This window comes from Priestia sp. JV24 (assembly GCF_025910025.1).
In the GTDB taxonomy this organism is placed as follows: Bacteria; Bacillota; Bacilli; order Bacillales; family Bacillaceae_H; genus Priestia; species Priestia megaterium.
In genome coordinates, this window is the sequence record NZ_JAPCIN010000012.1 from 69907 (window position 1) to 83076 (window position 13170).

Genomic DNA, 13170 nt, shown 5'->3' on the forward strand with positions numbered 1-13170 from the left:
TGCAATCCGTGTAACAATGAGTATGCTTTGAGAAGAAAGAAGAAAACTATTAGTATTATAACAAAAAAGGAATGTCAGATTATGCCGCAACCATGGAAACGACGAGTAAGGCAGATGTCTTCAGCTCAAATTATTGTTACATTTTACATAGTGGCTGTTACGCTTGGATTTCTATTACTTAGTATTCCAGAAGCTTTAAAGCCGGGAGTGAAGTTAGCATTTATTGATCGCTTATTTATTGCCGTTAGTGCGGTAAGTGTAACAGGGCTGACACCTGTCTCTACTCCGGATACATTTAGTACAACGGGCTATTTTTTGCTCGCTTTTATTTTTCAAATCGGTGGTATTGGTGTAATGACACTCAGTACATTTATTTGGATGATTTTGGGTAAAAAAATCGGTTTAAAGGAACGTCAGCTCATTATGACAGACCATAACCAATCCCGCTTATCAGGATTAGTTGACTTGATGAGAAATATTTTATTTATTATTTTTGCCATTGAACTAGTTGGCGCCATTGTTTTAGGATTACATTTTCTCCGTTATTATTCGAGCTGGACAGATGCATTTTTGCATGGTTTCTTTGCTTCTGTCAGCGCTACAACAAATGCTGGCTTCGATATTACAGGATCTTCATTTATTCCGTATGCCCATGATTATTTTGTCCAAGTGGTAACCGTTATTTTAATTACGCTTGGAGCGATTGGATTCCCTGTATTAATTGAAATTAAGCACTATTTTTTAACATTTAAAGATAAGCGTAAATTTCAATTTTCGCTATTTACGAAGCTAACGACCATTATGTTTTTTCTGCTGTTAGCAGGGGGAACAATCTTGATTCTTGTGCTAGAGCATTCAGGATTTCTAGCAGATAAGTCTTGGGATGAATCGTTTTTTTATGCATTTTTCCAATCTGCTGCCACAAGGAGCGGAGGAGTAGCGACCATGAATATTAATGAGTTTTCACTTCCTACGTTAATTATGATGAGTGCGATGATGTTTATCGGTGCTTCACCGAGTTCAGTAGGGGGAGGAATTCGTACGACGACGTTTGCATTAAATATTCTTTTCCTGTTTTATTATGTCAGAGGAAATAAGACGATTAAAATCTTTCGCCGCGAAATTCATGAAGATGACATTATTAAATCAGTAGCTGTATCGATGTTAGCCGTAATCATTTGCTCGATTTCTCTTCTTATTTTAAGTATTACAGAACATTTTTCTCTCATTGAGCTTATTTTTGAAGTGTGTTCAGCTTTTGGGACAACAGGTTTATCAATGGGAATTACGGGAGGGCTTTCGGATATCGGCAAATGCGTTATTATGATTTTAATGTTTATTGGCCGAATCGGCATGTTTTCATTTATTTTAATGCTTCGCCGTCCAACGTCTGGACCGGATTATCACTATCCGAAAGAACGTATTATTATTGGATAAAAGAGGCTGAGGTAAAAATATGTTAGTTGAAGAAGAATCCGAACGAGCTTAATTCTTAATCAAGCTCGTTCGGATTTTTTTATGATGGTAAACATAGGTCTCATATGTTTAGCTGCTTCCAGCTGTTGATTGGAGGGCAAGGCGAAGACTCCTGCGGGAAAAGCGGAACAGGTGAGACCCCGCAGAAGCATAAGCGACGAGGAGGCTTACCGACCGCCCGCGGAAAGCGAAGCTTTGCACGGAAATCAACAGCGGTGTCACAAGCGGTTCAGATGAACTCATTTATCCCATTTGTTTGTCTTTAGATTAAAGTAATTTCGTTATGTTTCAACCGCTTTTTTACAGCTTTTTCTGCTTATATTACGCATCAGAAAGTGCATTCTAAGAAAAGGAAGTTCAATGGACTTCCAAGCATAGGAGGGATATATGATGGCAAAGCGTAAAGTAGGTTACAAATCAGCACTGACTAACAATAATACACCAAAAGAGAGCCTTTCAGATGCAGAATTTGCTGCTGAATATGCTGGCGGCGAGGAGCCGGCTAAAGGCGCGAATCGCAATTCGAAAAAAGGAAAGCAAGGTAAGTAACGATGAGCAAACATAAACAAAATAATAAGCATATCGCAAGCACTGAAGCGAAGCAAAAACAGTTACTGCAAGAAGAGTTCGGAGCGGAAATGGGCGATCCCAACGCAGCTAAAATATATGAATCCCTAGGAAAGACAAAGTCTGATAAAGAGCATGAAAAGAAAAAAGAATGTTAAAGAAAAAAACCTCGGATATCCGAGGTTTTAGCTTACAACTGGAAGGCCAAATGCCTCTACAGGTGCTGAATAAAGTTTTGTATCATTTGCTTTTTGATCATAATAAGCAAGAAGAACAGATGGTTGTTCATTTATTTTTCCCGTTTGTTTATAATACATATAGTCAAATGGAAGAATCTCTAAAACAGTGTGCTTGTATAATTCTTTTTCAGCAAGCTGTTCAGCTTCAAAAGCCTGTCCCATGATAGAAGGATTAGCAAGCATTTGCTGATAGTAATGAGAGCGGACTTGTTTTTCTACTTTATCGTCCCACCAAGGTTTACGAGGCTTATGCTTTTGGTTTTGTAAATAATCAATTTTCATAAACCCTTCAATCATTTCTTCATTTGAAAAATTCTCTGTTTCAATGTACTGTCTAAGGCGTTTGAATAAATCTTCAAGCTGATGGCCGATTCGAACCCAGCCCATTTCATCCCAATACGTCCCGAAGTTTTGGAAGAAATCAAAAGGTGTATCATAGCAGTGCTCTACTAAAAACTCTATTGTTTCATCCATTCGATGGTCATTCCAAAACTTTTCTAAAATATCTTCTACATGTTTAATGCGTACGACATCTGAAAATGGCAAGACGTTATTGCTTAAAATTTCATAAGGCGACTGATCCATGTATTGATAATTATAGTGAGGCGCACTTAAGCGTAAGCCTGTGCCGCGAAGCATTTTTAAAAAGCCTAGCTGAAGCTCTTCAGGGCGAAGTGCAAATACATCATTAAACGTATTCTTAAATGAGTTATAATCTTCGTCTGGCAGTCCCGCGATTAAATCTAAATGCTGATCGATCTTTCCGCCTTCTTTTACCATTGTTACGGTACGCGTTAACTTTTTAAAGTTTTGTTTGCGTTTGACTAGTTCATTGACAGCATCATTTGTAGATTGAACGCCAATTTCAAAGCGGAATAATCCTTTTGGCGCATTATCATTTAAGAACTGAATAACTTCTGGGCGCATAATATCGGCAGTAATTTCAAATTGAAATACGGTACCTTCACGATGTTCACCAATTAAAAATTGGAACATTTCCATGGCGTAGCTGCGGCTGATGTTGAATGTGCGGTCTACGAACTTAATCGTGCGCGCTCCGTTATCCATCAAATAGCGAATATCTTCTTTTACCTTTTCTCTATCGAAATAGCGAACGCCTACTTCAATAGAAGAGAGACAGAACTGACAGCTAAACGGACAGCCGCGGCTTGTTTCAATATATACAACGCGTTTTGAAAGTTCTTGACGGTCTTCTTCAAAACGGAAAGGAGAAGGCATTTCGCGCAGATCAATTTTATTGCGCTGCGGGTTTACAACTGGTTTTCCTCCTTTTCGGAAAGCCACGCCGCTTACGTTTTCAAACTGGCGCGCTCCGTGAAGTTCGTCCAACAGCTGCTTGAATGTTTCTTCTCCTTCACCGATCGCGATAAAGTCAGCTTCAGGAATACGCTCTAGCCAGTGAGTTACATCATAGGTTACTTCTGGTCCACCGAATATAATGATGAGCTCGGGATTGATCTTTTTTAGCATTTGTGCGACTTTAATCGTTTCTTCAATATTCCAAATGTAACAGCTGAAACCAATAATATCTGGGTTGCGTTTATATAAATCCGTGACAATGTTCATAGCAGGATCTTTAATCGTATATTCGGCCATATCCACTTTATAGTCAGGCTCGGCATAGGCTTTTAAACATCGAAGCGCTAAAGAAGTATGGATATACTTCGCATTCAATGTACTGACAACAATGTTCATTCAAAAAGCTCCTTTTAACTCGTAATATGAAATCAATTTACTATTTTAGCACATTTGAGAAATAAAGTATAAATACCTTGCCACTTTTGTTGTGGAGGGGAAAGGATTTCGGTAAAATGTAACAGAAACGTAAAAGAAGAAAGAGTCTCGGTTAATGTAAACCTTGGTGAACGAAAAAAATGAGGTGGAAAACGTGGAATATAAGCGAATTAAGCCAAAAAAAATATACGAAGAAGTAGCTGAAACGCTTCTTGAGAATATAAAAGAAGGCAGCTTAAAGCCTGGTGACCGTTTGGATTCAGTGCAGCAGCTGGCGGAAAACTTTCAGGTAGGGCGCTCAGCTATTCGTGAAGCTCTTAGCGCTTTGCGGGCGATGGGGCTTCTGGAGATGAAGCAAGGAGAAGGCACATTTGTACGCGAATTTAACTCTGATATGCTGTCTTTGCCTGTAACTAGCGCTGTATTAATGAATAAAAATGATATTGAATATTTGCTTGAAGTGAGAAAAGTATTAGAAATTGGAGCTGTTCGAGCGGCAGCTCAAAAGAGAACAGATGCGGACCTTAAACAACTGTCTGATAGCCTGGAGCAAATGAAAGGAGCGTTTGGCAATGAAGAGCTGGGAGAGAAAGCAGATTTTGCTTTTCATTTAGCCATTGCCAAAGCCTCGCAAAACCCTCTTTTAGTGAAGCTTATGAATAACGTATCAGAAATGATGATTGAAACGATGAAAGAGACAAGACGCATCTGGCTTTATGCGGAAGAAAAAACGGCTGAACGGATTTATAAAGAGCATCAGCAAATTTATGAAGCTATTCTTTCTCAGCATGCAGAAGACGCTCAGCATTTTATGATGAGTCATCTTGATAATGTTGAACACGTGTTAATGAAATACATACCAGAAGAAAAATAATGCCATTTCAGGTAGAAAAGTGTGCACCAAATAACAGAAAAACTAAAATTCAAGCACCTTCCGATAATTTATGCTTGCTCTATTGTGAAAAGATTTACATAATAGAAACTAGGATTGTCAAATGGAGGGTTACAAAGTATGAAAAAGCAATATAGAGATGATAGTTTAGCTTTGCATACAGATTTATATGAACTGAATATGGCACATACGTATTTTAAAGACCATATTCATAAACGCCGTTCTGTATTTGAAGCTTACTTTCGTCGGATGCCGTTTGAAAGCGGTTATGCTGTGTTTGCCGGGCTAGAAAGAGTAATTGATTTTATTGCTAATTTCAGATTTAGCGAAACGGACTTAGATTATTTATATGAAGAATTGCATTATGAAGCGGAGTTTATCGACTATTTAAAGCAAGTTCGCTTTAGCGGTAATGTTCGTTCGGTTGTAGAAGGCGAAATGATTTTTGCTAACGAACCGATGCTGCAAATTGACGCTCCTTTAGCGCAAGCGCAGCTTATTGAAACGCCGCTTTTAAATATTTTAAATTTCCACCCGCTGATTGCGACAAAAGCATCGCGTATTCGCCTGGCCGCGGGAGAAGATAATTTATATGAGCATACGGGTACGAATCAGCTTATGGAATTTGGCTCAAGAAGAGCACACGAGATGGATGCTGCATTTTACGGAGCGAGAGCTGCTTATATTGGAGGCTTTGATGCAACCAGTAATGTCAGAGCGGGGAAAGTATTTGGAATTCCTGTGTCCGGCACTCATGCTCACGCGCTTGTTCAAGTCTATCGTGATGAGTACAGCGCGTTTAAAAAGTATGCGGAATCACACCGTAACTGTATCTTTTTAGTAGATACATATAATACGTTAAAATCAGGTATTCCCAATGCTATTAAAGTAGCAAATGAAATGGGAGATCGCATTAATTTTATCGGTATTCGATTAGATAGCGGAAGACTTCCATATCTTTCTCAAGAGGCAAGAAAAATGCTTGATGAAGCCGGCTATCATGATGTGAAAATTTTTGCTTCGAATGATCTCGATGAGTACAGCATTCTAGATTTGAAAGCGCAAGGTGCCAAAATTGATGGATGGGGAGTTGGAACAAAACTCATGACATCTTTTGATCAGCCTGCGCTAGGAGCGGTGTACAAGCTGGTTTCGATTGAAGATGATCATGGAAACATGGTGGATACGATTAAACTGTCAGAGAATCCAGAAAAAATTTCCACTCCTGGTTTAAAAGAGGTATACCGAATTGTAAATCAAGTGAACCACAAATGGGAAGGCGATTATATTACGATGCAAGACGAAATGCCGAATGAAGAGCAGCATTTAAAAATGTTTCATCCTATTCATACGCACGTCAGCAAGTTTGTCACGAACTTTAACGCACGTAAAATTCACCAGCCAATCTTTACAGACGGCAAGCTGGTGTACGAGCAGCCTACCATTGAAGAAATGAGAGCCTACTGCTTACAGAACTTAAAGCATCTATGGGATGACTACAAAGTCATTACAAAATCGAACGAAGATGTATTCCGTCCTACAGAGTATCCGGTAGACTTGAGTACAAACTGCTGGGATAACAAAATGCAAAATATTGAAGAGACTAGAAGCAAGTTACTATCTGATACCGTACTTGTGTAGATTCCGTCAGCTAGTAATGAGAGGAGAGTTTTTTTATGAAAGAGCTACAAAAGCAAATTATTGAAGAAATGCACGTCCAAAAAGAAATTAATCCCGTGGAAGAAATTCGCCGCAGCGTTGATTTTCTGAAATCCTACATGAACAAATATCCGTTTTTACGTTCGTTTGTACTAGGTATTTCCGGCGGCCAAGATTCTACGTTAACTGGAAAGCTGGCGCAGCTAGCGGTTAATGAGTTGAACGAAGAAGCGGGAGAAGAGCGCTATCAGTTTATTGCTGTTCGTCTTCCATACGGTGTGCAAGCAGATGAAGCAGACTGTCAAGATGCACTTGCTTTTATTCAACCAACAAAATCTATTTCTATTAACGTAAAACCAGCAGTAGATGCTATGCTTTCTGCTGTTGAAGAAGCGGCAGATGATAAAGTTTCCGACTTCAACAAAGGAAATGTAAAAGCGCGTGAACGAATGATTGCGCAATATACGGTAGCGGGCATGTACAGTGGAGTCGTACTCGGAACAGATCACTCTGCTGAAGCTGTTACAGGATTTTATACAAAATTCGGTGACGGAGGAGCTGACTTAGTACCTATTTTCCGTCTGAACAAGCGACAAGGAAAACAAATGCTAAAAGAATTAGGCTGTCCCGAGCATCTATATATGAAAAAACCAACGGCTGATTTGGAAGAAGATCGTCCACAGCTTCCGGATGAAGAAGCGCTCGGCGTAACGTATGAGCAAATCGACGATTATTTAGAAGGCAAAGATGTAGGTGAACATGCAAGTAACGTCATTGAAGGTCACTTCTTAAAAACGCAGCATAAACGCCAATTGCCAATCACAGTATTTGATGATTTTTGGAAATAAATAAGTAAGAAGCTAAGACAACAGTAGTTTAGTTAAAGGAAGATCTGACCGGTGAAGATTCTTGATAGAGAATCTTCACCGGTCGGATTTTTTTAATGTTATGGCAAACGTAGGTTTCACGTATCCCAATTTCTTATTTTTTATGAAAAAAAGATAGCAAACAAAGAAAGGTATTTTCGAAAAACTAGTGAAATTAGAAAAACATAGGAGTATAATAGCATTAAGTCATCTGATGACCTGTTAACTAAAAGAAGTAAAATGATCAGCTTGGAGGGAGCAAATGATGAAAGTATCTTTATTTGCCACATGTTTGATTGATATGTTTCAAACAAATGTAGGAAAAGCGACGGTAGAATTGTTAGAACGATTAGGATGCGAAGTGGATTTTCCAAAGAGTCAAGTTTGCTGCGGACAGCCTGCATATAACAGCGGTTACGTAAAAGAATCAAAAGAAGCGATGAAAAACATGATAAAAGCGTTTGAACATGCAGAGTACGTTATATCTCCGTCTGGCTCGTGCGTGACAATGTTCAAAGAGTATCCCCATCTTTTTAAAGGTGATACTGCATGGTATGAACCTGCCGTGAAGCTTGCTGATAAAACGTATGAGCTAACGGATTTTATTGTAAACGTTTTAAAAGTGGAAGATGTAGGAGCCAGTTTAAATGGGAAAGCCGCTTATCATTCTTCTTGTCATATGACGCGTTTGCTAAACGTAAAAAAAGAACCTTTTACACTATTAAACAATGTAAAGGGTCTTGAAATGGAAAACCTTGAAAACAGTCATAACTGCTGCGGATTCGGCGGGACGTTTTCGGTTAAAATGGGGCAAATCTCTGAACAAATGGTCGATGAAAAAGTGAGCTGTATAGCTAAGACAAACGCAGAGTACTTAATTGGAGCTGACTGCGGCTGTCTTATGAATATTGGAGGAAGAATTGAACGAAAAGGACAGCCTGTAAAAGTGATGCATATCGCTGAAGTGTTAAATAGCAGAATGTAAAGAAAGGAGAATACCGAATGTCTATGAAAATAGGAAACGATCAGTTTAAAAAACGCGTCGATGATGGAGTCAATAATGCGTTTATGCGCTTTGCGGTTTCAGGTGCTCAAGAGCGCTTAAGAAGCCGTAGATTAGATGCGGCAGAAGAGTTAGGAAACTGGGAAGAATGGAGAGCGCTTGGCGAAGAAATTCGTCAGCATACGCTTGAAAATTTAGATTATTATTTAGAGCAGCTCACTGATAATGTAGCTAAACGCGGAGGCCACGTTTTTTTCGCTCAAACAGCTGAAGAAGCGAATGAGTACATAAAAAATGTAGCGAAGCAAAAACAGGCAAAGAAAGTGGTTAAATCCAAGTCAATGGTTACAGAAGAAATTCATATGAACGCTGCTTTAGAAGAACTAGGCTGTGAAGTTATTGAAACGGACTTAGGAGAATATATCCTGCAAGTAGATGATCACGATCCGCCTTCTCATATCGTAGCTCCTGCGCTTCATAAAAATAAAGAACAAATTAGAGATGTGTTTCAGGAAAAGCTTTCTTATAAAAAGACAGAAAAACCTGAAGAACTAGCTCTTCATGCCCGGGAAATGCTGAGAAAAGAATTTTTATCAGCAGATATTGGCATCACAGGATGTAATTTTGCGATTGCAGAATCTGGATCTATTTCACTTGTAACCAATGAAGGAAATGCAAGGTTAACAACAGCCCTTCCTAAAACGCAAATTACTGTTATGGGAATGGAAAGAATTGTGCCAACGTTTGAAGAATTTGAAGTGTTGGTAAGCCTGTTAACTAGAAGTGCAGTAGGTCAGCGGCTTACAAGTTACGTAACAGCGCTTACAGGACCTAGACTTCCTGGAGAAGTAGATGGACCGGAAGAGTTTCACCTAGTAATTGTGGATAACGGACGATCTGCGATTTTAGGAACTGAATTTCAATCTGTTTTACAGTGTATTCGCTGTGCGGCATGTGTGAATGTATGTCCCGTGTATCGCCATATTGGAGGACATTCATATGGATCTATTTATTCAGGTCCGATTGGAGCTGTATTATCTCCTTTACTTGGAGGCTATGAAGACTACAAAGAGCTTCCATATGCCTCAACGCTATGCGCAGCCTGTACAGATGCCTGTCCGGTCAAAATTCCGCTGCATGAGCTATTGCACAAGCATCGTCAGCGAATTGTCGAAAAAGAAGGAAAAGCACCTATTTCGGAAAAGCTGGCGATGAAAGCATTTGGCTTGGGAGCAGCTTCTTCTTCTCTATATACAGTGGGCGCTAAAGTAGCACCGGCAGCTCTTACTCCTTTTATGTCAGGAAGCAGTATTTCCAAAGGGCCTGGTCCATTAAAAGCGTGGACGGAAAGCAGAGAGTTTCCGGCGCCTACAAAAGAGCGCTTACGAGATTGGTTTGATAAAAGGAGTGATGATGATGAACGGAAGCATTCAAAATAGAGACAGTTTTTTAGACAATATTGCTGCTAATCTTAAGCGAAGCAGGCGAACAAGCGGCGTAGTAAAGCCACAATGGAAGCATGCTCCTCAGCATGAGGTCTACCGCAGCTATTCGCCAGATCAATTAAAGAAAGAGCTTGAAAACCATTGCGAACGTATTCATACTCGCTATGTAGAAACATCATCACAACACTTGCCAGCTGTCCTTGAGGAAGCCGTAGCGAACTATGGAAATGGTCTTGTCTGCACGTGGAATGATCCTAGGTTTTCCGAATATGGATTGAATCTGCTGATGGAGAAATGGGAAACAAGCAGTAGCCTTCATGTATGGAATTCTGGAAAAGGCGATGAGAATATTCAACTAGCTGAACAAGCAAATGTTGGCATTACCTTCAGTGATTTGACGCTAGCGGAATCCGGCACAGTTGTTTTGTTCAGTAGCGCTGAAAAAGGACGATCGGTAAGCTTGCTGCCCGCCACTTATATTGCAATCATACCTCAAAGCTCAATTGTTCCTCGCATGACACAAGCCGCTGAAATGATTCATGAAAAAGTAGAGCGAGGAGAAAAGATTGCTTCTTGCATTAACTTTATTACGGGACCGAGCAATTCAGCTGATATTGAAATGAATTTAGTAGTTGGTGTGCATGGGCCTATTCAAGCAACTTATATTGTAGTGAATGATCGATGAGGCTGTGACAAACGTATTTTAGCCCAAGTGAAAAACGAACCATTACTCAACGTGTTTGAGTAATGGTTCGTTTTCTTTGTTATGGTGAGCGTAGGTTTCATCCGTTTCGTTCCTTCTAGCAGTTGATTGGAAGGCAAAGCGAAGACTCCTGCGGAAAGAAAAGCCTTGCACGGAAATCAACAGCGGTGTAACAAGCGGTTCAGCTCATGTATCCAATTTGTTTGTCTTTAGATTAGATTGATTTAGTTATGAGCCTCTTTTATTCATGCTTTCTTTCTAAATAGCGGGATAATGTGAAGAAATGTCGTATTTTGAATAAACGTGCCTAATTTTAAAAAGGTAAAAAGCAAATCTTGTAGAATATTAAGTCTATAGATAAAAGGTGGGGAAATGGGAAGTGCAAAAGAAAGGAGCAATGAGCATGTCACCACACAGAGAATTAACATCTGAAGCTGAGCAAAAGCAGCAAGGTGAATTACAGCAGCTACGAGCTATTTTTAATGACGTATTAGATGCCATTGTCGTATTTGATGAGTATTTTCAAGTTATAAATGCAAATGAATCAGCCTGCGGGCTGTTTGAAAAAACAAAGGATGAGCTATTAACGTATCAAATGAAAGATTTTCTGATGTATTTTCCGTATGACATGATTGAAGCGTATTATCCAGCACTCTTAGAAGAAAGCTATTTCAAATATGAAGGCGCGATGACGCTTCGAAGCGGCATGATGAAACATGTTGAATTTACTTCACACAAACATAGTCACATGTCGGGCATTATTGTGTGTACATTTCGGGATATTACGCAGCACAAAATGATGGAAAATGAACGGTTTATTAGTCATCATATGTTTATGGATGTATTTAATGAAGCGGTAGACGGAATTGTCATTTTTGATCGAACGGGTCAGCTTATCGACGCGAACCCTTCATTTTGCGAACGATTAAATTATACAAGAGCACAGCTTCTAACCAAAACATTAGAAGAGCTTGTAGAACCTACTTATCATTATAAGGTGAAAAAATTATGGAGAACTCTGCATCAAGAAGGAAAGACAAGCGGTGAGCTACCGATCAGGCTCGAAAATGGAGACGTTACTTTTTTTGAATTTACCACAACGGCTAATATATACAGTCAATACTATATGTCCATTATGAGAGACGTGACGGAAAAACGGCTGATGGAGCAGCAGCTGTTGAGAAGCGAAAAAAATTTCAGGGCTATTTTTGAAAATGCGATTGAAGCGATCTTGATTTGGAGAGATGATGGTGAAATCTTGAACGCTAATCTTGCTTCTTCGCGTACATTTGAGCTGCCGTTAAACAAATTAATTGGAAGCAATTTGTATACATTTATCGATACAAAAAGCTTTAGTGCGTTAAAGGTGCTCCAAACGTTTCAAACAAAAGGAGAAATTCGCAATCAGCTTCCTTTTTACATGCCAAATGGAGAAATCAAACAGTTGGAATTCACAGGGAAAAAAGGCATTATAGAAGGAGACCATTTAACGATTTTTCGAAACATCAGTGAACGTACAAAAATCGAACAGGAGCTTCGGAATAACGAAGAGAAATTCAGACAGATTTTTAATGGTTCGATCGATGGGTTAGTTTTATGGGACGGCAAGCGAAATATTATTGATGTAAATTCTTCTCTTTGTGATATTCTCGAACTCAGCAAAGAGGAGATTTGTGCGCACTCCATGGAGGATTTTATTTCTTCAGCGAATTTGGATGCGGTCATTGAGCATAAAGAAACGATTGAGCAAAAAGGGGAAGCTGAAGGAGAAATTACGTACGTTACGGGGAACGAAAAAGTTAAAAATATCGAATTTTCCACGAAAAAAGATATCTTACCAGGTCTATATATGACGCTTTTAAGAGACGTAACGGAACGAAATCAAATGCAAGAGCAGATTCGAAAATCGGATACGCTTCAAGTAGTCGGACAGTTAGCAGCTGGGATTGCGCATGAAATCCGCAACCCGATGACAGCTTTAAAAGGGTTTGTTCAGCTGTTAGAAAGCAGCATTCAAGAAGACCACTCTCTTTATTTTGATATTATTAAATCTGAATTAAAAAGAATTGAAACCATTATTACAGAGTTTCTCGTACTCGCTAAGCCACAGGCCGTAAAGTTTGAAAAGAAAAATCTAGCTGCGGTTGTTAAAGAAACGATTGATTTATTAAATGCTCAAGCGCTTTTAGAAAATATTCAGTTTGAACTAAGTGTGTCTCCTCAGCTGCCAATGGTGTACTGCGAGCCGAACCAGATTAAGCAAGTACTAATAAATGTCATTAAAAATGCAATTGAAGTCACGTCAAACGGAGGAAGAATTATTGTTGAAGTCTACTCTACAGAGCCGCACTACGTGACGGTCTCCATTCGAGATCAAGGGGATGGAATGCCCGAAGAGCGCATCAAGCGCTTAGGAGAACCATTTTATACGACAAAAGAAAAAGGAACGGGACTCGGTTTGATGGTCTCATATAAAATTATCGAAGAACATAAAGGGCGAATTGAAGTGGAAAGCAAAATAGGAGAAGGCACAGCTTTTCATGTTATTCTTCCAGCTTAATTAGA

General features: G+C 39.4%; 12 protein-coding genes. 11 read left to right on the plus strand and 1 reads right to left on the minus strand.

The genetic code is table 11. From position 1 onward, the window contains the following. Nucleotides 1-57: 57 nt before the first annotated feature. From OK414_RS06040 to OK414_RS06055, 4 genes are all read left to right on the plus strand, one after another. The gene (locus OK414_RS06040; RefSeq protein WP_256656514.1) at nt 58-1437 is read left to right on the plus strand and encodes a TrkH family potassium uptake protein; all 1380 of its coding nucleotides are present in this window, start codon (nt 58-60) and stop codon (nt 1435-1437) included. A 125-nt stretch (nt 1438-1562) separates the two neighbouring features. Beyond that, entirely contained in the window at nt 1563-1742 is a 180-nt protein-coding gene (locus OK414_RS06045) for a hypothetical protein (RefSeq protein WP_263045440.1), read from the plus strand. A 121-nt stretch (nt 1743-1863) separates the two neighbouring features. Then, nucleotides 1864-2025, plus strand: a complete 162-nt coding sequence (locus OK414_RS06050; RefSeq protein ID WP_013055942.1) for a hypothetical protein — start codon at nt 1864-1866, stop codon at nt 2023-2025. A gap of 2 nt (nt 2026-2027) precedes the next feature. Continuing rightward, on the plus strand, nt 2028-2201 hold the full coding sequence (locus tag OK414_RS06055; protein WP_013082205.1) for a hypothetical protein: 174 nt from the start codon (nt 2028-2030) through the stop codon (nt 2199-2201). A 27-nt stretch (nt 2202-2228) separates the two neighbouring features. On the opposite strand, the gene OK414_RS06060 is transcribed toward OK414_RS06055, so the two are convergent. Further along, nucleotides 2229-3998, minus strand: a complete 1770-nt coding sequence (locus tag OK414_RS06060; protein ID WP_263045439.1) for a B12-binding domain-containing radical SAM protein — start codon at nt 3996-3998, stop codon at nt 2229-2231. Nucleotides 3999-4191: 193 nt separating this feature from the next. Here OK414_RS06060 and OK414_RS06065 point away from each other — a divergent pair, with 193 nt between their 5' ends. From OK414_RS06065 to OK414_RS06095, 7 genes are all read left to right on the plus strand, one after another. Beyond that, nucleotides 4192-4911 carry a FadR/GntR family transcriptional regulator gene (locus OK414_RS06065; protein ID WP_034653575.1) on the plus strand — a complete coding sequence of 240 codons (720 nt, stop codon included), beginning with the start codon at nt 4192-4194 and terminating at the stop codon, nt 4909-4911. Nucleotides 4912-5049: 138 nt separating this feature from the next. After that, nucleotides 5050-6570 carry a nicotinate phosphoribosyltransferase gene (locus OK414_RS06070; RefSeq protein ID WP_034653572.1) on the plus strand — a complete coding sequence of 507 codons (1521 nt, stop codon included), beginning with the start codon at nt 5050-5052 and terminating at the stop codon, nt 6568-6570. A 35-nt stretch (nt 6571-6605) separates the two neighbouring features. After that, complete coding sequence (gene nadE, locus OK414_RS06075; RefSeq protein WP_013082209.1) at nt 6606-7436, plus strand: ammonia-dependent NAD(+) synthetase; 831 nt, start codon at nt 6606-6608, stop codon at nt 7434-7436. A gap of 283 nt (nt 7437-7719) precedes the next feature. Beyond that, the gene (locus tag OK414_RS06080; RefSeq protein ID WP_263045512.1) at nt 7720-8439 is read left to right on the plus strand and encodes a (Fe-S)-binding protein; all 720 of its coding nucleotides are present in this window, start codon (nt 7720-7722) and stop codon (nt 8437-8439) included. 17 nt (nt 8440-8456) lie between these two features. Further along, on the plus strand, nt 8457-9896 hold the full coding sequence (locus tag OK414_RS06085) for a LutB/LldF family L-lactate oxidation iron-sulfur protein (protein ID WP_028407882.1): 1440 nt from the start codon (nt 8457-8459) through the stop codon (nt 9894-9896). Beyond that, the gene (locus tag OK414_RS06090) at nt 9874-10587 is read left to right on the plus strand and encodes a LutC/YkgG family protein (protein WP_034653565.1); all 714 of its coding nucleotides are present in this window, start codon (nt 9874-9876) and stop codon (nt 10585-10587) included. Before OK414_RS06085 ends, OK414_RS06090 begins: the two co-directional genes overlap by 23 nt. A 421-nt stretch (nt 10588-11008) precedes the next feature. After that, entirely contained in the window at nt 11009-13165 is a 2157-nt protein-coding gene (locus OK414_RS06095) for a PAS domain S-box protein (RefSeq protein WP_016763376.1), read from the plus strand. The last annotated feature ends 5 nt before the right edge of the window (nt 13166-13170 follow it).